The organism is Erwinia mallotivora (genome assembly GCF_000590885.1).
Taxonomy (GTDB): domain Bacteria; phylum Pseudomonadota; class Gammaproteobacteria; order Enterobacterales; family Enterobacteriaceae; genus Erwinia; species Erwinia mallotivora.
This window is the reverse complement of record NZ_JFHN01000072.1, coordinates 1-21,603: the sequence shown is the minus strand read 5'-3', so window position 1 is coordinate 21,603 and position 21,603 is coordinate 1. Positions and strand designations below refer to the sequence as shown.

General features: G+C 47.3%; 37 protein-coding genes. 2 read left to right on the top strand and 35 right to left on the bottom strand.

All coding sequences use genetic code 11. From position 1 onward, the window contains the following. Window positions 1-1,575 precede the first annotated feature (1,575 nt). Both BG55_RS19005 and BG55_RS19000 read left to right on the top strand, forming a co-directional pair. Complete coding sequence (locus BG55_RS19005; RefSeq protein WP_034940909.1) at window positions 1,576-2,118, top strand: tyrosine-type recombinase/integrase; 543 nt, start codon at window positions 1,576-1,578, stop codon at window positions 2,116-2,118. A 210-nt stretch (window positions 2,119-2,328) separates the two neighbouring features. Then, the gene (locus tag BG55_RS19000) at window positions 2,329-3,369 is read left to right on the top strand and encodes an IS481 family transposase (protein WP_034940907.1); all 1,041 of its coding nucleotides are present in this window, start codon (window positions 2,329-2,331) and stop codon (window positions 3,367-3,369) included. Between the two features lie 50 nt (window positions 3,370-3,419). Here the strand turns inward: BG55_RS19000 and BG55_RS22140 are convergent, their stop codons facing one another. The 35 genes from BG55_RS22140 to BG55_RS22130 all read right to left on the bottom strand — a co-directional run. Continuing rightward, window positions 3,420-3,596: an alternative ribosome-rescue factor A gene (locus BG55_RS22140; RefSeq protein WP_071995064.1), complete on the bottom strand. Its 177-nt coding sequence runs from the start codon at window positions 3,594-3,596 to the stop codon at window positions 3,420-3,422. Window positions 3,597-3,637: 41 nt separating this feature from the next. After that, window positions 3,638-4,060, bottom strand: coding sequence for a Zn(2+)-responsive transcriptional regulator (gene zntR, locus BG55_RS18995; protein WP_034940904.1), 423 nt, complete (start codon window positions 4,058-4,060; stop codon window positions 3,638-3,640). Continuing rightward, window positions 4,060-4,431, bottom strand: coding sequence for a DnaJ family domain-containing protein (locus BG55_RS18990; protein WP_034940903.1), 372 nt, complete (start codon window positions 4,429-4,431; stop codon window positions 4,060-4,062). The genes zntR and BG55_RS18990 overlap by 1 nt, the downstream gene beginning before the upstream one ends. A gap of 111 nt (window positions 4,432-4,542) precedes the next feature. Continuing rightward, the gene (gene rplQ, locus BG55_RS18985) at window positions 4,543-4,929 is read right to left on the bottom strand and encodes a 50S ribosomal protein L17 (RefSeq protein WP_003850180.1); all 387 of its coding nucleotides are present in this window, start codon (window positions 4,927-4,929) and stop codon (window positions 4,543-4,545) included. Window positions 4,930-4,969: 40 nt separating this feature from the next. Continuing rightward, a complete protein-coding gene (locus BG55_RS18980; protein WP_034940900.1) occupies window positions 4,970-5,959 on the bottom strand; it encodes a DNA-directed RNA polymerase subunit alpha in 990 nt (329 codons plus the stop codon). Window positions 5,960-5,984: 25 nt separating this feature from the next. Continuing rightward, a complete protein-coding gene (gene rpsD, locus BG55_RS18975; protein ID WP_004160561.1) occupies window positions 5,985-6,605 on the bottom strand; it encodes a 30S ribosomal protein S4 in 621 nt (206 codons plus the stop codon). Window positions 6,606-6,637: 32 nt separating this feature from the next. After that, window positions 6,638-7,027 carry a 30S ribosomal protein S11 gene (gene rpsK / locus BG55_RS18970; RefSeq protein WP_034899652.1) on the bottom strand — a complete coding sequence of 130 codons (390 nt, stop codon included), beginning with the start codon at window positions 7,025-7,027 and terminating at the stop codon, window positions 6,638-6,640. A gap of 16 nt (window positions 7,028-7,043) precedes the next feature. Further along, window positions 7,044-7,400, bottom strand: coding sequence for a 30S ribosomal protein S13 (gene rpsM / locus BG55_RS18965; protein WP_034940898.1), 357 nt, complete (start codon window positions 7,398-7,400; stop codon window positions 7,044-7,046). 136 nt (window positions 7,401-7,536) lie between these two features. Next, window positions 7,537-7,653, bottom strand: coding sequence for a 50S ribosomal protein L36 (rpmJ, locus tag BG55_RS22135; protein ID WP_013204118.1), 117 nt, complete (start codon window positions 7,651-7,653; stop codon window positions 7,537-7,539). Window positions 7,654-7,684: 31 nt separating this feature from the next. Further along, a complete protein-coding gene (gene secY, locus BG55_RS18960; protein ID WP_034940895.1) occupies window positions 7,685-9,016 on the bottom strand; it encodes a preprotein translocase subunit SecY in 1,332 nt (443 codons plus the stop codon). A gap of 7 nt (window positions 9,017-9,023) precedes the next feature. Continuing rightward, window positions 9,024-9,458 (bottom strand): 50S ribosomal protein L15, encoded by a 435-nt coding sequence (rplO, locus tag BG55_RS18955; protein ID WP_034940893.1) that lies wholly within the window; start codon window positions 9,456-9,458, stop codon window positions 9,024-9,026. 3 nt (window positions 9,459-9,461) lie between these two features. Continuing rightward, window positions 9,462-9,641: a 50S ribosomal protein L30 gene (rpmD, locus tag BG55_RS18950; RefSeq protein WP_004160569.1), complete on the bottom strand. Its 180-nt coding sequence runs from the start codon at window positions 9,639-9,641 to the stop codon at window positions 9,462-9,464. Window positions 9,642-9,646: 5 nt separating this feature from the next. Beyond that, on the bottom strand, window positions 9,647-10,147 hold the full coding sequence (rpsE, locus tag BG55_RS18945; RefSeq protein ID WP_004160571.1) for a 30S ribosomal protein S5: 501 nt from the start codon (window positions 10,145-10,147) through the stop codon (window positions 9,647-9,649). Window positions 10,148-10,161: 14 nt separating this feature from the next. After that, window positions 10,162-10,515 carry a 50S ribosomal protein L18 gene (rplR, locus tag BG55_RS18940; RefSeq protein ID WP_034940890.1) on the bottom strand — a complete coding sequence of 118 codons (354 nt, stop codon included), beginning with the start codon at window positions 10,513-10,515 and terminating at the stop codon, window positions 10,162-10,164. 9 nt (window positions 10,516-10,524) lie between these two features. Beyond that, window positions 10,525-11,058 carry a 50S ribosomal protein L6 gene (gene rplF, locus BG55_RS18935; protein WP_034940888.1) on the bottom strand — a complete coding sequence of 178 codons (534 nt, stop codon included), beginning with the start codon at window positions 11,056-11,058 and terminating at the stop codon, window positions 10,525-10,527. An 11-nt stretch (window positions 11,059-11,069) separates the two neighbouring features. After that, complete coding sequence (rpsH, locus tag BG55_RS18930) at window positions 11,070-11,462, bottom strand: 30S ribosomal protein S8 (RefSeq protein ID WP_034940885.1); 393 nt, start codon at window positions 11,460-11,462, stop codon at window positions 11,070-11,072. 30 nt (window positions 11,463-11,492) lie between these two features. Continuing rightward, complete coding sequence (gene rpsN / locus BG55_RS18925; RefSeq protein WP_034940883.1) at window positions 11,493-11,798, bottom strand: 30S ribosomal protein S14; 306 nt, start codon at window positions 11,796-11,798, stop codon at window positions 11,493-11,495. Window positions 11,799-11,811: 13 nt separating this feature from the next. After that, window positions 11,812-12,351 (bottom strand): 50S ribosomal protein L5, encoded by a 540-nt coding sequence (gene rplE / locus BG55_RS18920; RefSeq protein ID WP_034940880.1) that lies wholly within the window; start codon window positions 12,349-12,351, stop codon window positions 11,812-11,814. 14 nt (window positions 12,352-12,365) lie between these two features. Further along, window positions 12,366-12,680, bottom strand: coding sequence for a 50S ribosomal protein L24 (gene rplX / locus BG55_RS18915; RefSeq protein WP_034940878.1), 315 nt, complete (start codon window positions 12,678-12,680; stop codon window positions 12,366-12,368). 10 nt (window positions 12,681-12,690) lie between these two features. Continuing rightward, a complete protein-coding gene (gene rplN / locus BG55_RS18910; RefSeq protein WP_004160583.1) occupies window positions 12,691-13,062 on the bottom strand; it encodes a 50S ribosomal protein L14 in 372 nt (123 codons plus the stop codon). Between the two features lie 293 nt (window positions 13,063-13,355). After that, window positions 13,356-14,711: an 8-oxoguanine deaminase gene (locus BG55_RS18905; protein ID WP_034940940.1), complete on the bottom strand. Its 1,356-nt coding sequence runs from the start codon at window positions 14,709-14,711 to the stop codon at window positions 13,356-13,358. A 509-nt stretch (window positions 14,712-15,220) separates the two neighbouring features. After that, entirely contained in the window at window positions 15,221-15,475 is a 255-nt protein-coding gene (gene rpsQ, locus BG55_RS18900; RefSeq protein ID WP_034940875.1) for a 30S ribosomal protein S17, read from the bottom strand. After that, on the bottom strand, window positions 15,475-15,666 hold the full coding sequence (gene rpmC / locus BG55_RS18895) for a 50S ribosomal protein L29 (protein WP_034940873.1): 192 nt from the start codon (window positions 15,664-15,666) through the stop codon (window positions 15,475-15,477). Before rpmC ends, rpsQ begins: the two co-directional genes overlap by 1 nt. Continuing rightward, on the bottom strand, window positions 15,666-16,076 hold the full coding sequence (gene rplP, locus BG55_RS18890) for a 50S ribosomal protein L16 (protein ID WP_002438716.1): 411 nt from the start codon (window positions 16,074-16,076) through the stop codon (window positions 15,666-15,668). The genes rpmC and rplP overlap by 1 nt, the downstream gene beginning before the upstream one ends. 12 nt (window positions 16,077-16,088) lie before the next feature. Continuing rightward, a complete protein-coding gene (gene rpsC, locus BG55_RS18885; protein WP_034940870.1) occupies window positions 16,089-16,787 on the bottom strand; it encodes a 30S ribosomal protein S3 in 699 nt (232 codons plus the stop codon). 17 nt (window positions 16,788-16,804) lie between these two features. Further along, a complete protein-coding gene (rplV, locus tag BG55_RS18880; RefSeq protein ID WP_000447532.1) occupies window positions 16,805-17,137 on the bottom strand; it encodes a 50S ribosomal protein L22 in 333 nt (110 codons plus the stop codon). 12 nt (window positions 17,138-17,149) lie between these two features. Further along, entirely contained in the window at window positions 17,150-17,428 is a 279-nt protein-coding gene (gene rpsS, locus BG55_RS18875; RefSeq protein ID WP_013204132.1) for a 30S ribosomal protein S19, read from the bottom strand. Between the two features lie 16 nt (window positions 17,429-17,444). Continuing rightward, window positions 17,445-18,266 carry a 50S ribosomal protein L2 gene (rplB, locus tag BG55_RS18870; protein WP_034940867.1) on the bottom strand — a complete coding sequence of 274 codons (822 nt, stop codon included), beginning with the start codon at window positions 18,264-18,266 and terminating at the stop codon, window positions 17,445-17,447. Window positions 18,267-18,283: 17 nt separating this feature from the next. Then, a complete protein-coding gene (rplW, locus tag BG55_RS18865; protein ID WP_034940865.1) occupies window positions 18,284-18,586 on the bottom strand; it encodes a 50S ribosomal protein L23 in 303 nt (100 codons plus the stop codon). After that, window positions 18,583-19,188 carry a 50S ribosomal protein L4 gene (gene rplD / locus BG55_RS18860; RefSeq protein WP_034940862.1) on the bottom strand — a complete coding sequence of 202 codons (606 nt, stop codon included), beginning with the start codon at window positions 19,186-19,188 and terminating at the stop codon, window positions 18,583-18,585. The genes rplW and rplD overlap by 4 nt, the downstream gene beginning before the upstream one ends. A 10-nt stretch (window positions 19,189-19,198) precedes the next feature. Continuing rightward, complete coding sequence (gene rplC / locus BG55_RS18855) at window positions 19,199-19,849, bottom strand: 50S ribosomal protein L3 (RefSeq protein ID WP_034940860.1); 651 nt, start codon at window positions 19,847-19,849, stop codon at window positions 19,199-19,201. 32 nt (window positions 19,850-19,881) lie between these two features. After that, complete coding sequence (gene rpsJ, locus BG55_RS18850) at window positions 19,882-20,193, bottom strand: 30S ribosomal protein S10 (protein WP_001181005.1); 312 nt, start codon at window positions 20,191-20,193, stop codon at window positions 19,882-19,884. 316 nt (window positions 20,194-20,509) lie between these two features. Further along, window positions 20,510-20,980, bottom strand: coding sequence for a bacterioferritin (gene bfr, locus BG55_RS18845; protein ID WP_034940857.1), 471 nt, complete (start codon window positions 20,978-20,980; stop codon window positions 20,510-20,512). Between the two features lie 84 nt (window positions 20,981-21,064). Then, window positions 21,065-21,259, bottom strand: a complete 195-nt coding sequence (gene bfd, locus BG55_RS18840) for a bacterioferritin-associated ferredoxin (RefSeq protein WP_034940855.1) — start codon at window positions 21,257-21,259, stop codon at window positions 21,065-21,067. Between the two features lie 190 nt (window positions 21,260-21,449). Next, window positions 21,450-21,603, bottom strand: a 154-nt coding sequence (locus tag BG55_RS22130) for an EF-Tu C-terminal domain-related protein (protein ID WP_478210296.1), incomplete at its 5' end; no start/stop codon positions are given.

Below are 21,603 nucleotides of genomic sequence, written 5' to 3'. Positions count from 1 at the left end.
CCTTTTTGATTAAAGGTTTAATGTAAATGTGTAATGTGGGACTCCACAGTCGCCCACAGTAATCAAAGCTATCACCTTTCACCATTGCCAACACAGGCAACGTTCAAGGTAATAGAAATAATATAAGTAATAGGCTTATAAATCGCTCATTAACATTCACTCATCAATAATCCTATAACATACCTATTCATAAACCATTACCCATTTAATTCATTATCATTCATTTAATGTGCAAGGCTTTATGAGGTATGTCACTATATAACACTCATAACATTAACCATTACAATCTCACTCATTACATTCGTTCAATATGCAATGCTTAATGATTCGTGCTTATGTGTAAGAGGATTATTTAATTCATTATCATTCATTAAAATAACCACTCTAACACTCGTTATCCATAACCTTTCAATCCGTGCAAGCTTCTGGACTCGTGTTGATAATGTAACAGCTTATCACTCATTACATTCGCTCAAGCTTAACACTTAGTAAAAGATTAATCGTTATTCAGTCATAGTCATTCCCTTATTCCTCTTAATCTAACACGTGCTAAGGCTTTTCTCTGGATGTATTCCAAAGAAAAATATATGGGCAACTAAGTCTGCGAATAATCCACATTAAAATCACCTGAAAATAGAAAGTAAATCAAAGGAAATATGTAATGAAACCCTTACTAATACATAAATGATAACAATAATAACAATTAGCAATCTAATAATAAATTTATTGACAATTACAAGAATAGATAATGTTTTCAAGTAATTTAATCTAATTTAACTCTGAGATGCCTGTTATGTGATTATTATTATGCTAAGTATGCTAAACAACATTTTCTTCTTTCTCTCAGAATTTGAACAAAATCTCAAGGCAATATGGTTTCACATGAAAACATAACATAATTAATCATATCTTATAAAACAATTAGCATGATAACTAAATTGGCAGTAAAGTTATTAAATCACTTAATTATCATATTGTGATCTAAGTATTCTCACCTAATTAAAATCAATAACTTAGCGATTGAGTTACAGTTAACAAACGACCGTTTAGCCTGTATCGCCAATTTATGCAGCCTTTATGCACTTATTTGCATAGTTACCGCCACGATAAAGCGAAAGCAACCTCTGATATTTGTCATTTTTAAATGCAAATGAGAATCGCTTATGGTGTTGCGTTAAGCGCCATTCCAGTTGAGTAGGCTGAAAGGTGAGGGCGGTTATGGGAGGTTGATATTTATTCCCGTTTGATTTGTGCGATGACACGGCGCTGGCTGAGTTGTATGGGGTGGGGGTGTAATAATTTTTTTATTGGAGGGTTATTGCCTGGCAGTAGAACGTCAATCAAACTACATAAAATTATAAGATATTGATTTTTATAATTTTTAAATTGATTTGTGTGTTAAGGGCTGTATAGCTGGTTACTAAATGTGCAATTTTTAATCAGATTTAATTGACAATTAATCACATTTAATAGGCTTTAATATCTCTTTAATTAGAAAAAATGATCTAAAAATCACTTGTAAATTATATGAATACTGATCAATACTCTTTGATATTGTGATGTAATGAGGATGTAATGATGAAGGTGAATGCAGTCGATAGAGTTCAGGCCGCACAGATTGAACAGGTCCTACGCCGTAGCAAACAGGAGACGTACGCAGAAATCTGGAGGCTAAATCTTAATTTGGCTTTAAGGATTTCTGATTTACTGGCACTGACCTTTGAAGATGTACAGGCGAACACATTACGCATCACCGAAACAAAAACAGGCAAAGTGAAACAGTTTCCAATTAATGATGCAGCCCGTGCAATCATCGAGAAGCGCCGTAAGGAAAACCCTGAAGACGTTTACCTATTCCAGAGCAAATCAAACAGGGTTAAAGCCCAAGCCTCTCCTGTCGCTCGTGAGGGCGTTTCAAGGGCATTCAAGGCAGCGGGGGAAAGGGTCTGTAAGGATCTGAACGTAGGAACGCATTCGGCGAGAAAGACTCGCGCACGTATCATCTATGAAGAGACTAGAGACATTGCCTTAGTTAGTAAGATGCTGAACCATAGCTCAATAAAAGTCACAGAGATTTATCTTGATATTCGGGAGTCAGAAGTGCATCAGTCCTACTAGGATTACCAGTTTTAAGTAAACAGACGATAATGTATGAAGATGAAAATATATACAGCGTTTCTAACGTACCTACTAGCCGTATACAACTACACCGGGCGTAACATCACTTGTATTAGTCGCGACTTGATCTGACATATAGCCTTGAAAGGTTGAGAGTTACCGGTTTTGATATGGGTGTCGAATCCTTATACAAAACACGAGGTAACTCTCATGCTCCATACTAACAATCCCGTTATCAAACACAAAGCCGGTTTGCTCAATCTGGCAGAAGAACTCAGCAACGTCTCCAAAGCCTGCAAAATAATGGGCGTTTCACGAGATACGTTTTACCGGTATCGTGAGCTGGCCGATGAAGGTGGCGTGGATGCGCTGATAAATCGCAGCCGTCGTGCTCCTAACTTTAAGAACCGAACCGATGAGGCCACTGAACGAGCTGTCGCTGATTATGCTGTCGCATTCCCGGCTCACGGCCAGCACCGGACCAGCAACGAACTGCGTAAACAGGGCGTTTTTATCTCCGGCAGTGGTGTCCGCTCTGTCTGGCTGCGCCACAACCTTGAGAATTTCAAAAAGCGCCTTAAAGCACTGGAAGAAAAAGTAGCTCGTGAGGGTATCGAACTGACTGACAGCCAGATCGCCGCACTGGAACGTAAAGCCAGTGATGACGAGGCCTGTGGCGAAATTGAAACCGCTCATCCGGGTTATCTGGGGTCTCAGGACACGTTCTACGTGGGAAACCTGAAAGGTGTTGGACGTCTTTATCAGCAGACGTTCGTGGATACCTACTCGAAGGTCGCTCACTGCAAGCTGTATGTCACCAAAACGCCAATTACAGCAGCAGATCTGCTGAATGACCGTGTGCTGCCGTTCTATGCCTCTCAGGGACTGCCTGTGCTGAGAATATTGACCGACAGAGGCACAGAGTACTGTGGCAAAGTGGAGCAGCATGATTACCAGCTTTATCTGGCAATAAATGATATCGACCACACGAAGACCAAAGCGATGTCGCCGCAGACGAACGGCATCTGCGAACGGTTCCACAGGACGATATTGCAGGAGTTTTATCAGGTAGCATTCCGCAAAAAACTGTATGGCGAACTCGATACATTACAGTCGGATCTTGATGAATGGCTGGTTCACTATAATAATGAACGAACCCATCAGGGGAAAATGTGCTGTGGCCGGACGCCAATGGAAACGTTACTTGATGGAAAACACATCTGGGCTGAGAAAAACTTAAGCCAGATGTAATCTGACAGACACCTGTATAAATAACCGGTAACTGTCAGATCAGGTCTGAGCTAATACACTTTACCACTGGCCTCCCGGCTGTCCTGACTGACGTGCTTATCTTTACGTCGATAACTTCCCTTCCCTTTTTTATTCACTTCTACCCGGCTTCTGAACAACGGATCATGCAGTAGTGCCTCCAGCGCATTGTCCCGAATAATACCTTTCTTATGTTGATATATTGCCATGATGGATTCCTTTGACTGAATGTTACAATAAATGCAAAAAATTAATCAGTTGGTAATGCAATTTCCCCTTTTTCCAGAGCTTCGAGAATCGAACATGAAACACTACTATGAGCCGTGCCACAACAAGCATCATTCAACATGCTAAGCGATCGATGCATATGTTGTAGTTCTGCAATCCTTCTTTCAACTTCCAGGAGTCGTGCCTGAACGATATTTTTGGATTCCTGACAGGTATGATGCTCAGGATCTACACGAATTGATAACAGCTCCCGAATAGCTTCAAGACTAAAACCCAGTTGTCTGCCATAGCGGATGAATTTAAGCCGCTGTAGATCGTTTTGGCTGTAAAGACGAAAACCACCCTCAGAGCGAATTTCGTGGTCCATCATCTGCTGCTTTTCGTAGTAACGAATTGTATCGGGCGTGACGTCTGCAAGCTTTGCCAACTGGCCTATTTTGTACATTACTCTTCTCCATTAAAACGATGATGAAAACAGGGGGCGTATTCACTTTGTAAAAAATCAGTACTCATACCCGCCTGCTGGAGTTTTATTCTAAGCAGAGTTAAACGTTTAGATAGCAGATCGTATTGTTGATCTCCAGGATCCACTTGTGTTAACAGCTCATTCAGGCTAATTGCTTCCCGGCGCATCTCAAGTTCCGGGGGAAGAAAACCTGAATTTTTCATCAACCGATAAGCTGCACGTAATTCCACAGGCACGTGACTGTCATCATCGAGCTTAAGCCTTTTACCTTTGCCAGCAAGGTTATCAAATTCACCGTTTTTCTGAGCCTCGGTAATATACTGCTCTGCCAGTTGATCAATCAACCACATAGCAACCTCAGGAAAGTAATGGAAGAAAACAGCATAGCGCGAAGAGAAAAGAAGGGAAAATTCAGACGTAAAAAAACCGGGCAAGCCCGGTTTTTTTAAAGCGCTACAGAATTACTCTGCGGCAGCTTCTGCTTGAGCTTCTGGACGATCAACCAGCTCGATGTAAGCCATCGGAGCGTTGTCACCAGCGCGGAAGCCACACTTCAGAATGCGAGTGTAACCACCGGCACGGCTCGCGAAACGCGGGCCCAGCTCGTTAAACAGTTTTGCCACGATCTCGTTATCACGAGTACGGGCGAATGCCAGACGACGATTAGCTACGCTGTCGGTCTTGGCAAGAGTAATCAGCGGCTCAACTACACGACGCAGCTCTTTTGCTTTTGGCAGGGTCGTCTTGATGATCTCATGACGAACCAAAGAGCCAGCCATGTTGCGGAACATAGCCTGACGATGGCTGCTGTTGCGATTCAGTTGACGACCACTCTTACGATGGCGCATGACCTTATCCTTCTCAGTGAAACCTTAACCTGTGATCGGGTTATTCATCAGCAATGCTAGCGGGCGGCCAGTTTTCCAGGCGCATGCCCAGAGACAGTCCACGAGAAGCCAACACATCTTTAATCTCGGTAAGAGATTTTTTACCAAGGTTAGGCGTTTTAAGTAGCTCAACCTCTGTGCGCTGTACCAGATCACCGATGTAGTGGATAGCTTCTGCCTTAAGGCAGTTAGCAGAGCGGACAGTCAATTCCAGATCGTCAACAGGGCGCAGCAGGATCGGAGCGAATTCTGGTTTCTCTTCTTTCACTTCCGGCTGACGTACATCACGTAAATCAACGAAAGCTTCAAGTTGTTCTGCCAGGATGGTTGCCGCACGGCGGATCGCTTCTTCAGGATCGATAGTGCCGTTGGTTTCCATTTCGATGACCAGCTTGTCCAGGTCAGTACGCTGTTCTACACGCGCTGCTTCAACATTGTAGGCAATACGCTCTACAGGGCTGTAGCAGGCGTCGACCAACAGACGACCGATCGGGCGCTCATCTTCTTCCGAATGAATTCGGGCAGAAGCCGGCACATAACCACGACCACGCTGAACTTTGATACGCATGCTGATAGCTGCGTTTTCATCAGTCAGGTGACAGATAACGTGCTGAGGCTTGACGATTTCAACATCACCATCATGGGTGATGTCGGCTGCAGTCACAGGGCCAATGCCAGATTTATTCAGAGTAAGAATAACTTCATCTTTCCCCTGAACTCTTACCGCCAGCCCTTTCAGGTTGAGCAGGATTTCCAGGATATCTTCCTGTACGCCCTCTTTGGTGCTGTACTCATGCAGTACACCATCAATTTCAACCTCGGTCACCGCGCAACCCGGCATTGATGAAAGCAGAATACGGCGCAGTGCGTTACCAAGAGTATGGCCAAAGCCACGCTCTAAAGGCTCAAGGGTCACCTTGGCGTGCGTCGAACTCACTTGCTCGATATCTACCAGGCGCGGTTTTAGAAACTCTGTCACAGAACCCTGCATTGTGTCCTCTCTTTGGTACTAAGCTTTACTTAGAGTAAAGCTCGACGATCAGGTGTTCGTTAATGTCCGCAGACAGATCGGTACGTTCAGGAATACGCTTGAACACACCTTCCATCTTAGTTGCATCAACTTCCAGCCAGGTTGGCTTTTCACGCTGTTCAGCCAGCTCCAGAGCGGCTTTCACGCGAGACTGCTTTTTGGCTTTCTCACGGATGCTAACAACGTCATTCGGAGTTACCTGATAAGAAGCGATGCTAACAACGCGGCCATTTACCATAATAGATTTATGGCTAACCAACTGACGTGCTTCTGCACGAGTGGCACCAAAGCCCATACGATAGACTACGTTATCCAGACGACCTTCCAGCAGAGCTAACAGGTTTTCACCGGTGTTGCCTTTCAGACGTGCAGCTTCTTTATAATAGTTACGGAACTGACGCTCCAGAACGCCGTAGATACGACGAACTTTTTGCTTTTCACGCAACTGTACACCATAGTCAGACAGACGTGGCTTGCGCGCACCGTGCTGACCAGGAGCTTGTTCAATCTTACACTTGGTATCAATCGCCCGAACGCCAGACTTCAGGAAGAGGTCTGTACCTTCACGACGGCTCAGCTTGAGCTTAGGACCCAAATATCTTGCCATTTTCTTTCTCCAACATTCCTAAAAAACGAGCGTTATACGCGACGTTTTTTCGGCGGACGACAACCGTTGTGAGGGATCGGAGTCACATCAGTAATGTTCGTGATGCGGAAACCAGCAGCATTCAGAGCACGAATCGTAGATTCGCGGCCTGGACCTGGACCCTTAACCATAACTTCCAGATTCTTAATACCGTATTCTTTCACGGCGTCAGCACAGCGCTCAGCAGCGACCTGAGCTGCGAACGGAGTGGACTTACGAGAACCACGGAAACCGGAACCACCGGCTGTTGCCCAACCCAGCGCATTACCCTGACGATCGGTAATAGTTACGATGGTGTTGTTGAAAGATGCATGGACATGAGCCACGCCATCAGAGACTTGCTTTCTTACACGCTTACGTGCACGAACTGGTGCCTTTGCCATTATTCAATCACCCCGATTATTTCTTGATCGGTTTACGCGGACCCTTACGGGTACGTGCGTTGGTCTTGGTACGCTGACCGCGCACTGGAAGACCACGACGATGACGCAAACCACGATAGCAACCAAGGTCCATCAGACGCTTGATGCTCAGGGTGACTTCACGACGCAAATCGCCTTCAACAACAAATTTTGCAACTGCATCACGCAGAAGGTCGATTTGTTCTTCAGACAGCTCACTGATCTTAACATTTTCAGCGATACCCGTTGATGCACAGATAGCCTGTGAACGGGTTTTGCCGATACCGAAAATAGCAGTTAATGCAATTACGGTATGTTTATGATCAGGAATGTTAATGCCTGCTATACGGGCCACTATGCACTCCTATTTAATTACTAATGCGTCCCATGCCGAAAAGCCCGTTTTCAGGATACTCAAATGGAAACGCACAGACATACAAAAGATTGGCTGGCTAATCTAGCCAGCTCAACCCGACTTTGCAAGAAAAATATTAGCCCTGGCGCTGTTTGTGCTTAGGCTCGGCGCTGCAAATAACACGAACAACGCCTTCACGACGAACGATTTTGCAGTTACGACATAATTTCTTGACGGAAGCACGAACTTTCATTTTTACTCTCCGTAACTTCACAAGCGCCTGATTACCGGCCGTAGCCTTTCAGGTTTGCTTTTTTCAATGCAGACTCGTACTGACTGGACATCATCAGAGTTTGCACTTGAGCCATAAAGTCCATGATGACAACGACTACGATCAGCAGTGATGTACCACCAAAGTAGAACGGAACTTTCATCGCATCACGCATGAACTCCGGGATCAGGCAGATAAAGGTTATATAAAGCGCACCGACCAAAGTCAGGCGGGTCATAACTTTATCAATATACTTCGCCGTCTGTTCTCCCGGACGAATACCTGGTACAAATGCACCAGACTTCTTCAGGTTATCTGCTGTTTCACGCGGATTGAAAACCAACGCCGTATAGAAGAAACAGAAGAAGATGATTGCAGACGCATAGAGTAACACATAAAGCGGTTGTCCGGGCTGCAAATACATTGAAATAGTTGTCAGCCAGTTCCAGCCCGTTCCGCCCCCAAACCATGATGCAATGGTTGCAGGGAACAGAATGATGCTCGAGGCGAAGATTGCCGGGATGACCCCAGCCATATTCACTTTCAACGGTAAATGTGTGCTCTGTGCAGCATAGACACGACGGCCTTGCTGACGTTTCGCATAGTTCACCACAATGCGGCGTTGACCACGCTCAACGAAAACAACGAAGAAGGTCACTGCAAATACGAGAACTGCAACCAACAGTAACAGGAGGAAGTGCAGGTCGCCTTGCCGTGCTTGCTCGATGGTATGGCCAATGGCCGGCGGTAACCCCGCAACAATACCCGCGAAGATAATGATTGAGATACCGTTACCGATACCCCGCTCAGTAATCTGTTCACCCAGCCACATCAGAAACATTGTTCCGGTCACCAGGCTTACAACAGCGGTAAAGTAGAAGGCAAAGCCTGGATTTAACACCAGGCCTTGCATTCCAGGCATATTCGGCAAACCGGTAGCAATACCAATTGACTGAAAAATACCCAGCACCAGAGTACCGTAACGGGTGTACTGACTGATCTTACGACGGCCAGCCTCCCCTTCTTTCTTTATTTCTGCCAACGCGGGATGAACCACAGTCAGCAGCTGGATAATGATGGATGCCGAGATATACGGCATGATTCCCAGGGCAAAGATAGAAGCACGGCTCAGTGCACCACCAGAGAACATGTTAAACATTTCAATGATGGTACCACGCTGTTGCTCAAGCAGTTTGGCAAGTACAGTGGCATCAATACCAGGGATTGGAATAAAAGAACCAATGCGGAAAACAATCAGCGCACCAATCACAAACAGAAGTCTGCGTTTCAGTTCGCCAAATCCACCTTTGGCACTTTGAAAATCTAATCCCGGTTGCTTAGCCATCTGCTACTTATTCCTCAATTTTACCGCCAGCAGCTTCGATTGCAGCACGAGCGCCTTTAGTGACACGCAGGCCGCGAATCGTTACCGGCACAGAGACTTCGCCAGAAAGAATAACTTTAGCGAATTCAATCTGAATACCGATAATGTTGGCTGCTTTCAGCGTGTTCAGGTCGACAATACCGCCTTCAACTTTCGCCAGGTCAGACAGACGCACTTCTGTGGTGACTGCTGCTTTGCGAGAGGTGAAACCAAACTTCGGCAGACGACGGTACAGAGGCATCTGACCACCTTCGAACCCGCGACGTACGCCACCGCCAGAACGAGAGTTCTGACCTTTGTGACCACGACCACCGGTTTTACCGAGGCCAGAACCAATACCACGACCCAAACGTTTAGGTGCGTGTTTAGACCCTTCGGCCGGAGACAGAGTATTTAAACGCATCTGTTACTCCTCCACTTTAACCATATAGGAAATCGCGTTAACCATACCGCGTACAGCTGGCGTATCTTCACGCTCGACGGTGTGGTTAATACGACGCAGACCCAGGCCAAGCAGCGTTGCCTTGTGTTTTGGCAAACGACCGATGGAACTACGGGTTTGAGTGATTTTAATAGTCTTAGCCATGGTCATTACCCCAGAATGTCTTCAACGGATTTGCCACGTTTAGCAGCGACCATTTCTGGGGAATTCATGTTGGCCAGGCCATCCAGAGTTGCACGAACCACGTTAATTGGGTTTGTGGAACCGTAGGCTTTAGCCAGAACGTTATGAACCCCAGCAACTTCCAGTACGGCGCGCATCGCACCGCCGGCAATGATACCGGTACCTTCGGAAGCTGGCTGCATGAACACACGAGATCCTGTATGAACACCTTTAACAGGGTGCTGCAAGGTACCGTTGTTCAACGCAACATTGATCATATTGCGACGAGCTTTTTCCATCGCTTTCTGGATCGCTGCTGGAACTTCACGCGCTTTACCGTAACCAAAACCGATGCGACCGTTACCATCACCTACCACTGTCAGTGCAGTGAAGGAGAAAATACGACCACCTTTAACGGTTTTCGATACGCGATTTACCGCGATCAGCTTTTCCTGCAGTTCGCCAGCTTGTTTTTCGATGTGTGCCATCTTACACCTCTACCTTAGAACTGTAGGCCAGCTTCACGGGCAGCATCTGCCAGTGCCTGGACACGACCATGATATTGGAAACCAGAGCGATCGAAAGAAACACCAGTGATGCCTTTTTCGATTGCGCGCTGAGCAACTGCTTTACCAACAGCAGCAGCAGCATCTTTGTTTCCGGTGTACTTCAGTTGCTCATTGATTGCTTTCTCTACTGTAGAAGCAGCAACGAGAACTTCGGAACCATTAGGTGCAATTACCTGTGCGTAAATATGACGCGGGGTACGATGTACCACCAGGCGAGTTGCACCCAGCTCCTTGAGCTTGCGGCGTGCGCGGGTCGCACGACGGATACGAGCAGATTTCTTATCCATAGTGTTACCTTACTTCTTCTTAGCCTCTTTGGTACGCACGACTTCGTCGGCGTAACGAACACCCTTGCCTTTATAAGGCTCAGGACGACGGTAGGCGCGTAAATCAGCTGCAACCTGACCAATCAGCTGCTTATCAGCGCCTTTGAGCACGATTTCAGTCTGAGTTGGACATTCAGCAGTAATTCCCGCTGGCAGCGCATGGTCAACAGGGTGAGAGAAGCCAAGAGCCAGACTCACTGAGTTGCCTTTTACTGCTGCACGATAACCTACACCAACCAGCTGCAGCTTCTTAGAGAAGCCTTCGGTAACACCGATAACCATACTGTTCAACAGCGCACGAGTAGTACCAGCCTGCGCCCATCCATCCGGGAAGCCTTCGCGAGGAGCGAAAGTCAGGACGTTGTCAGCAAACTTAACTTCTACAGCAGCATTGATAGTACGAGTCAGCTCGCCGTTTTTACCTTTAATCGTAATAACCTGACCGTTGAGTTTTACCTCTACGCCGGCAGGAATGACGACAGGTGCTTTAGCAACACGAGACATTCTTTCCTCCGTTAAGCTACGTAGCAGATAATTTCGCCACCAAGACCAGCCTGGCGCGCTGCACGATCGGTCATAACACCTTTAGAGGTAGAAATAACAGCAATACCCAGTCCAGCCATAACTTTTGGCAGTTCGTCTTTGCGTTTATAGATACGCAGACCTGGACGGCTTACACGCTGAATGCTTTCTACCACAGCCTTGCCCTGGAAATACTTAAGAGTCAGTTCCAGTTCTGGCTTGATGTCGCCTTCAATTTTAAATTCTTCAATATAACCTTCTTCCTTCAGCACGTTGGCAATTGCCACTTTCAGCTTGGAGGAAGGCATGGTGACCGCAACTTTGTTCGCGGCCTGACCGTTACGGATACGGGTCAGCATATCCGCGATCGGATCTTGCATGCTCATCTGTCTTTACTCCCGTGATTCAATTGGTAATTACCAGCTAGCCTTTTTCAAGCCAGGCACTTCACCGCGCATGGCGGCTTCACGCAGCTTAATACGGCTCAACCCGAATTTGCCCACATAACCATGTGGACGGCCAGTTTGGCGGCAGCGTTTACGCTGACGGGACGGGCTGGAATCACGCGGCAGAGTTTGCAGCTTGAGAACAGCATTCCAACGTTCTTCGTCGGAAGAGTTCACACCAGAGATGATAGCCTTCAATTCCTCGCGTTTAGCGCGGTATTTTTCAGCCAGTTTTACGCGAACAACTTCGCGTGCTTTCATTGATTGCTTTGCCATCAGTAACCCTGCCTTACTTGCGGAACGGGAAGTCAAAGGCAGTCAGCAGAGCACGGCCTTCATCATCAGATTTCGCAGTAGTGGTAATGGTAATATCCAAACCACGAACGCGATCGACTTTGTCATAGTCGATTTCTGGGAAGATGATCTGCTCACGAACGCCCATGCTGTAATTACCACGACCATCGAATGACTTAGCGGACAAGCCACGGAAGTCACGAATACGAGGAACAGCAATAGAGATCAGACGCTCAAAGAACTCCCACATGCGTTCGCCACGCAGAGTCACTTTACAGCCGATCGGATAGCCCTGACGGATTTTGAAGCCTGCAACTGATTTGCGTGCTTTGGTGATAAACGGCTTTTGACCAGAGATTGCTGCCAGGTCTGCTGCTGCATTATCCAGCAGTTTTTTGTCAGCGATCGCTTCACCAACACCCATGTTCAGGGTGATCTTCTCGACCCGAGGGACTTGCATGACAGAATTGTAGTTAAACTCGGTCATGAGTTTTTTAACTACTTCGTCTTTGTAGTAATCATGCAGTTTCGCCATCGTACTACTCCAAATTACTTGATAGTTTCGCTGTTAGATTTGAAAAAACGGACTTTTTTGCCGTCTTCGAATCTAAAGCCTACACGGTCAGCCTTGCCGGTGGCACTGTTGTAAAGCGCAACGTTGGAAACCTGAATAGCAGCTTCTTTTTCAAAGATGCCGCCCGGTTGGTTCAGGGCCGGAACCGGCTTCTGATGTTTCTTAACCAGGTTGATACCTTCAACAATGACCTTGCCAGAAGACAGGACATTTTTAACTTTACCGCGCTTACCTTTATCTTTACCGGTCAGCACGATAACTTCGTCATCGCGACGGATTTTAGCTGCCATTTTTCGCTCCTTAGAGTACTTCTGGTGCCAGAGAGATAATTTTCATGAACTTTTCAGTACGAAGTTCACGAGTTACCGGCCCAAAAATACGCGTTCCGATAGGCTGCTCACTGTTATTATTTAAAATAACGCATGCATTACCATCGAAGCGAATGACAGAACCGTCCGGGCGACGAACACCCTTCCTGGTGCGCACCACTACCGCTTTCAGCACATCACCTTTTTTAACCTTACCGCGAGGAATTGCTTCCTTGATGGTAATTTTGATGATATCGCCTACGCCTGCGTAGCGACGGTGCGAGCCACCCAGAACCTTGATACACATTACGCGACGTGCACCGGAGTTGTCGGCGACGTTCAGCATAGTCTGTTCTTGGATCATTTTAGTGCTCCGCTAATGTCAACTACTACTTCGGGACCTGATTCAGGTCGTATGAAAGCCCCATTATTGAGGGCGCAGTATTATAACACCGCATCTCGCATATGGGTAGAAAAAATAAACGGCTAATTATTAAACCGACATTTGTCCCTCCGGGAAGAGGGACGCGACATTCTAAGGAATTGTTCATCCTGTAGCAATCGTAATATGCACACTTTTTCAGCCGGGCTCGAGAGCTTACTGGCAACCGTAACCAGGCCGAAAATTAAATGACAATTTTGATGAATAACAGTGGGTTAATCGTACAGCGTGGCAGCCAGCTGATTATGTCGTTCAATCAACACCGGTAAATCGATGCCTGTTAGCTGGCCTTCTCTTACCTTAACTTTGCCATTGATAATGCTGTAAGCCACCTGTCCGGGATTACAGAATACCAGCGCAGCAACGGGATCATGAACAGCGCCAGCCATACCCGGTTTATTTAAATTAAATACGGCAATATCTGCCACCATCCCGACTTCAAGCGCACCCACATCATCACGATTGAGCACTTTAGCGCCTCCCCGTGTCGCTATTTCCAGCGCCTGCCTTGCCGTCATTGCATCAGGGCCAAAGCCTACCCGCTGCAACAGCATTGCCTGGCGAACTTCCGCTATCATATCCGAGGTATCATTTGAAGCTGAGCCATCCACACCTATTGCCACATGCAAACCAGCGTCCAGCATTTTGCGGACCGGGGCAATACCTGAAGCCAGTCGCATATTCGAGCATGGACAATGTGCTACTCCCGTTCCAGTCCGTGAGAATAGTTCGATGCCATAGTCATCAAGTTTTACGCAATGTGCATGCCAGACGTCATGCCCTGTCCAGCCTAAATCTTCAACGTATTGCGCAGGTGTACGGTTAAACCTTTCCCTGCTGTAACGAATATCGTTGTCATTCTCTGCGAGGTGTGTGTGCATTGAAACCTGATAATGACGGGCCAGCGTGGCTGATTCTTTCATCAAATTCTGGCTGACGGAAAATGGTGAACAGGGAGCAACGACCAGACGCAGCATTGAGCCGTGGTTCGCGTCATGATAACGCTCAATAACACGCTGGGTATCTTCCAGGATGTCACTTTCTTTCTCTACCAGAGAGTCTGGCGGCAAACCTCCCTGTGACTGCCCTAAGCTCATGCTTCCACGACTGGGATGAAAACGCATTCCCATTTCTTTTGCTGCATCAATACTGTCATCAAGACGACACCCTCCGGGATATAAATAGAGATGATCGCTGGTAGTGGTACAACCTGAAAGGATCAGTGCGGCCATCGACATCTTAGTTGAAATGCGAATCATCTCCGGGGTCATCTTTTGCCAGATGGGATAAAGGTTGCTAATCCATTTAAATAATTCACCATCCTGAGCCGGGGGAATGACGCGTGTCAGACTCTGATACATGTGATGGTGAGTGTTGATTAAGCCGGGTATGACGATATGTCCCTTAAGATTAATCACCTCATCAGCGGTTTGCGGTAATTCTTCTGTTTTTCCAACGGCCGCAATTTTGTTGTCTCTGATCAGGATACTTCCATTCCTGATTTCCCTTTTTTCGCTGTCCATAGTGACAATCACATCCGCGTTTTTGAGCAACAGGGTACGACCAGGCACCAATAAATCTGTTGCTGGAGCAAAGGTCTTAGTAGCAGCGATTAATTGTGATGACGCAGCAAGTAGAGGAACAGATAACAACAACCGGCGAGTACGATCGGGTGTATCTTTAGTCATATAAATCATCCATGTTTAAAACTCGCTGCCCGTGAAAAGCGGCAGTCCTGAAATCCGATGAAAATCTTATTCTTAAGATAAACAGCCAGACGTGATCCGTATCAAACACACTGTGACTAAGACACCTGACAGCGCAAAAAGCATCAGATAAATTAATACATTGAGTTTAGAGGGGCTGAAAAATGATATGTAAAACGCGCCGTGAAAGGGGATATCAATTCTATTAACGACAACATAGTTCCAGTTTTGGAAAATCAGTCTTATCAGTCAGTTCCTGTTCGATTATGGTGGAATCAGAGCCTGAAACTGGTCACACGCACAGCGTACCGCATCCATCAGGCAATAAAAAAGCCCCCGACAAGCGGAGGCTTTCACAGAGAAAAGATTCTTTATTACAGAATCGCTTTCTCTACAACGCGAACCAGAGTCCAGGACTTCGTTCTGGACAGTGGACGGCATTCACGGATTTCTACCTTGTCGCCAATTCCACATTCATTGTTCTCGTCATGTACGTGCAGTTTGGTCGTACGCTTGATGAACTTCCCGTAAATAGGGTGTTTAACGAAACGTTCGATAGCAACAACAATGGATTTCTCCATTTTGTCGCTGGTCACACGACCTTGCAGAGTACGGATTTTATCGGTCATTACGCACCCGCCTTCTCAGTCAGTAAAGTCTTAACGCGTGCAACATCACGGCGTACCTGCTTCAACAGATGAGTCTGTTGCAGCTGGCCAGATGCTGCCTGCATGCGCAGATTAAACTGCTCACGCAGCAGGTTAAGCAGCTCAGTGTTCAGCTCTTCAACACTTTTTTCACGCAGCTCATTTGCTTTCATTACATCACCGTCTTAGTTACAAAGGTGGTTTTGATAGGCAGTTTTGCTGCTGCCAGCTTGAATGCTTCACGGGCCAGCTCTTCCGGAACACCGTCCATTTCATACAGGACTTTACCAGGCTGGATCAAGGCAACCCAATACTCTACGTTACCTTTACCTTTACCCATACGCACTTCCAGCGGCTTCTCGGTAATTGGTTTGTCCGGGAATACACGGATCCAAATTTTACCTTGACGCTTAACTGCACGGGTCATAGCACGACGTGCTGCTTCGATCTGACGAGCAGTCAGACGACCACGGCCAACAGCTTTCAGACCGAAAGTACCGAAGCTAACATCCGTACCCTGCGCCAGACCACGGTTGCGGCCTTTGTGCACTTTACGGAATTTCGTACGCTTTGGTTGTAACATCAGCGACTCTCCTTACTTACGGCCTTTACGCTGCTGCTTTTTAGGTTGAGCAGCCGGTTCCGGTTGTTCAACAGCAGCCATACCACCCAGGATCTCACCTTTGAAGATCCATACCTTAACGCCGATTACACCATAAGTGGTGTGCGCTTCTGAGGTGTTGTAGTCAATGTCAGCACGCAGTGTGTGCAACGGCACACGGCCTTCGCGATACCATTCGGTACGTGCGATTTCAGCACCACCCAGACGGCCACTAACTTCAACTTTGATCCCTTTAGCGCCCAGACGCATTGCGTTCTGAACAGCACGCTTCATTGCACGACGGAACATCACACGACGCTCCAGCTGTGAAGTGATGCTGTCAGCAACCAACTTAGAGTCCATTTCCGGTTTACGGACTTCGGCGATATTGATCTGTGCAGGAACACCAGCGATATCCGCTACGCCCTTGCGCAGTTTTTCTACGTCTTCACCTTTTTTACCGATAACGATACCCGGACGAGCGGTGTAAACAGTTACACGGATGCTCTTGGCCGGACGCTCGATAACGATACGAGATACAGACGCTTTAGCCAGTTCCTTCATCAGGTACTGACGAACTTTAAAATCGCTGTCCAGGTTGTCAGCGAATTCTTTGGTATTGGCGAACCAGGTAGAGTTCCAGGGTTTAACAATACCCAGGCGAATACCATTAGGATGTACTTTCTGACCCATTGCTAGTCTCCAGAGTCTCAGCGATCGGACACAACCACAGTAATGTGGCTGGTGCGCTTCAGGATGCGATCTGCACGACCTTTTGCACGCGGCATAATGCGCTTCATGCTTGGGCCTTCGTCGACGAAGATTTTCGTCACTTTCAGATCATCAATGTCAGCGCCATCGTTGTGTTCGGCGTTAGCAATGGCAGATTCCAGAACTTTTTTAACCAGTACAGCCGCTTTCTTATTGGTGTAGGTCAAAATATCCAGAGCCTGCGACACTTTCTTACCGCGTACAAGATCCGCTACCAGTCGAACCTTCTGGGCAGAAGAACGAGCGTGGCGATGTTTAGCGATAGTTTCCATCTCTTCCTCCTGTTAGCGTTTCTTGGCTTTCTTATCAGCTGTGTGACCGCGATAAGTACGAGTCGGTGCAAATTCACCCAATTTGTGTCCGACCATTTCGTCGGAAACAAAGACAGGAACGTGCTGACGACCATTATGGACAGCGATGGTCAAACCGATCATGTTAGGGAAGATCGTTGAACGACGGGACCAGGTGCGCAAAGGCTTCTTGTCTCCGCTTTCCACCGCTTTCTCTACCTTCTTCAGCAAGTGCAGGTCAATAAAAGGACCTTTCTTGAGAGAACGTGGCATGGCTTATCCTCTAAAATTATTTGCTACGGCGACGCACGATAAATTTATCAGTACGCTTGTTGCTACGGGTCTTCTTACCTTTGGTCTGAACGCCCCACGGAGTTACCGGGTGCTTACCAAAGTTACGACCTTCACCACCACCGTGTGGGTGATCGACTGGGTTCATCGCAGTACCGCGAACGGTAGGACGAACACCACGCCAACGAGCAGCACCAGCTTTACCCAGAACGCGCAGCATGTGCTCAGCGTTACCGACTTCGCCCAGTGTCGCGCGGCAGTCAGATTCGACTTTACGCATTTCACCAGAACGCAGACGCAGGGTAACGTAGGAACCTTCACGCGCAACGATCTGCACGTAAGCACCGGCTGAGCGGGCAATCTGACCGCCTTTACCTGGTTTCATTTCTACGTTATGTACGGTAGAACCTACTGGAATGTTACGCATTGGCAGGGTGTTACCTGCTTTAATCGCAGCATCAACACCAGACTGAATCTGGTCACCAGCTTTCAGGCCTTTAGGGGCCAGGATGTAACGGCGCTCGCCGTCTTTGTACAGAACCAGCGCGATATTCGCGGAACGGTTCGGATCGTACTCAAGACGTTCAACGGTTGCCGGGATACCATCTTTGTTGCGTTTGAAGTCAACAATACGGTAAGCCTGCTTATGACCACCACCGATATGACGGGTAGTGATGCGACCATTGTTGTTACGGCCACCGGATTTGCTGTTTTTCTCAACCAGCGGGGCAAAAGGTTTGCCCTTGTGCAACTCTGGGTTCACCACTTTTACTACGTGACGACGACCCGGAGATGTCGGTTTACATTTAACAACTGCCATTGTTCTTCTCCTCCGACTTACTCAGCGCCGCCGACGAAGTCCAGATTCTGGCCTTCTTTCAGGGTGACGTAAGCTTTTTTCCAGTCGTTACGACGACCAATACGCTGCCCATGACGCTTCACTTTCCCTTTAACAACCAGGGTGTTTACGTCTTTTACTTCCACTTCGAAAAGCTTCTGTACAGCGGCTTTGATTTCTGCCTTGGTCGCGTCTTTAGCAACTTTGAGAACGATGGTGTTAGTTTTTTCCATCGCAGCAGACGCTTTTTCAGATACGTGCGGCGCGCGCAGTACTTTCAGCAGACGTTCTTCACGGATCATGCCAGCATCTCCTCAACTTGCTTAACTGCATCAGCAGTCATAACGACTTTGTCGAAGGCGATCAGGCTAACTGGATCAATACCGGCTGCATCACGTACATCAACCTTGTACAGGTTGCGGGCGGCCAGGAACAGATTCTCTTCCAGTTCACCAGTGATAATCAGCACGTCTTCCAGCGCCATGTCTTTCAGTTTCTCGACCAGCAACTTAGTTTTAGGTGCTTCCAGAGAAAACTTCTCGACAACGATCAGACGATCTTGACGTACCAGTTCGGACAGAATGCTTTTCAGCGCGCCGCGGTACATCTTTTTGTTTACTTTTTGACTGTGGTCCTGTGGACGAGCAGCAAAGGTCACACCACCGCTGCGCCAGATCGGGCTCTTAACAGAACCTGAACGTGCACGGCCGGTACCTTTCTGGCGCCATGGCTTTTTGCCAGAACCAGTAACTTCAGCACGCGTCTTCTGAGCACGAGTACCTTGACGGGCACCTGCTGCATAAGCAACAACAACCTGATGTACCAGCGCTTCGTTAAAATCACGACCGAAGGTAGTTTCGGAAACAGTCAGCACGCTTTGCGCGTCTTTCAATACTAATTCCATTGCTATCCCCTTACGCCTTCACAGCTGGTTTAACGATCAGGTCGCTACCGGTTGCACCGGGAACTGCACCTTTAACCAGCAGCAGGTTGCGCTCAGCGTCAACACGTACTACATCCAGGCTCTGAACGGTTACGCGCTCATTACCCAGCTGGCCTGCCATTTTCTTGCCTTTAAACACTTTGCCCGGAGTCTGGTTCTGACCAATAGAACCCGGAACGCGGTGAGACAAGGAGTTACCGTGGGTTGCATCCTGAGTACGGAAGTTCCAGCGCTTAACAGTACCGGCAAAACCTTTACCTTTAGATGTTCCAGTCACGTCAACTTTTTTCACGTCAGCGAAAATATCAACGCTGATGCTCTGACCTACTGCGAATTCTTCGCCTTCGGCGGTACGGAATTCCCAAAGACCGCGGCCAGCTTCAACTCCAGCTTTCGCAAAATGACCTGCTTCAGGCTTAGTCACACGGTTTGCTTTTTTGGCACCGGTGGTAATCTGAACAGCAGTGTAACCGTCGTTTTCCAGACTCTTAACCTGAGTTACGCGGTTTGCTTCAATTTCAATTACGGTAACTGGGATAGAAACGCCATCTTCAGTGAAGATGCGAGTCATACCGATTTTTTTACCGACCAGACCCAGTTTTTTACCGACTAAATCACTCATTGTTTCAACCTCTCAATCGCTCAATGACCTGATTAACCCAGGCTGATCTGCACGTCTACACCGGCAGCCAGATCCAGACGCATCAGAGCATCAACCGTTTTTTCAGTTGGCTCAACGATGTCAACCAGACGCTTGTGAGTGCGAATCTCATACTGATCGCGCGCGTCTTTGTTAACGTGCGGAGAGATCAGAACGGTAAAGCGCTCTTTGCGGGTCGGCAGCGGGATAGGACCACGTACCTGCGCACCAGTGCGCTTGGCAGTCTCTACGATTTCCGCAGTTGATTGATCGATCAGACGATGATCAAACGCTTTAAGACGGATACGGATTCTTTGGTTCTGCATGAGACCAGAGCTCCAATTATTTATAAACGAAAAAAATTACTACCCGCACCCATTACGATTGATGGGGGAGTGTAATCGTCTGTACATAACTCCCCGATTGGGAGTATTGTCAGGCTGGCTTTGACACCCGCCTGCGGTTCATATCGAACCGGGCCGTCATTTCTGACAAGCCCGCGCATTATACGTACATACCAGGGTATTGCAACTGGTTTATCAGGAGACAGGGATGGAACTGCAAAGTCTTCGGGTGAGGGAGCCGCCGAAAGCCTTTATCAGCGGCATAAAGTAAGCGCGAAGATTATCGGTGCCCTGCCCGCTATGATTTGATTTGTGATTGCAGGTAATTCTGAATGCCAATTTTGCCTATCAAATCCAGCTCCGTCTCGAGGAAATCGATATGGTGTTCTTCATCTTCCAGAATAACAATCATCATATCCCGGCTGACATAATCATGGACTTTGTCGGCATAATCGATAGCCTCACGCAAGTCTCTGGCACCCTCCAGTTCCAGCGCCAGATCTGACTTCAGCATCTCTTCCACATCTTCACCAATGCGTAACCGCCCCAAATCCTGGAGATTGGGAATGCCCTCAAGAAATAAAATACGTTCAATATATTTATCCGCATGTTTCATTTCATCGATCGATTCGTGGTACTCGACGTCATTCAGGCGCATCAGTCCCCAGTTTTTGAACATTCGCGCATGCAGAAAATACTGGTTGATAGCAACCAGTTCATTACCAAGCAATTTATTTAAATGATTAATGATCTTTGCATCGCCTTTCATTTCGCATCCTCCGCTGCCCGTTGATCTGAGCGTAGACGCGGAACAGGGGAAGTCAAAAAAACATTATTAACTAAAGGGAGATAATCAGGCGATCTCTTTATATTGCGGAGTATGTTTTAGTTCTTCATCCATGATATCACGTGCAGCACGAATACATTTGCCGCACTGTTTACCTACTGGCACAAGCTGGCGCAATTGCTGAACAGACCTGGGCTGATAGCGCCGAACGGCTTCACGGATTGTTTTGTCACTCACTGCGTTGCACAAACAGATGTACATATCATTACTCCGATACAATTCCTGAATGATATTCTAAATACGAATTGTTTTTATTTCAATCCGCATTTATTTCGCCATCTGACTGTCTGAAGCGCTTACTTTATGGTGCCAGGATATTTTCATGAAAAAAAAGAGCACCGAAGTGCTCTTTTTTATTCTGGCGAATTACCGCCAGTAAGGTTATCAATAATTAAGAGATAACTTTAGCAACAACGCCCGCACCAACAGTACGTCCGCCTTCGCGGATTGCGAAACGCAGACCGTCGTCCATTGCGATTGGGTGGATCAGCGTAACAACCATTTTGATGTTATCACCTGGCATTACCATTTCAACGCCTTCTGGC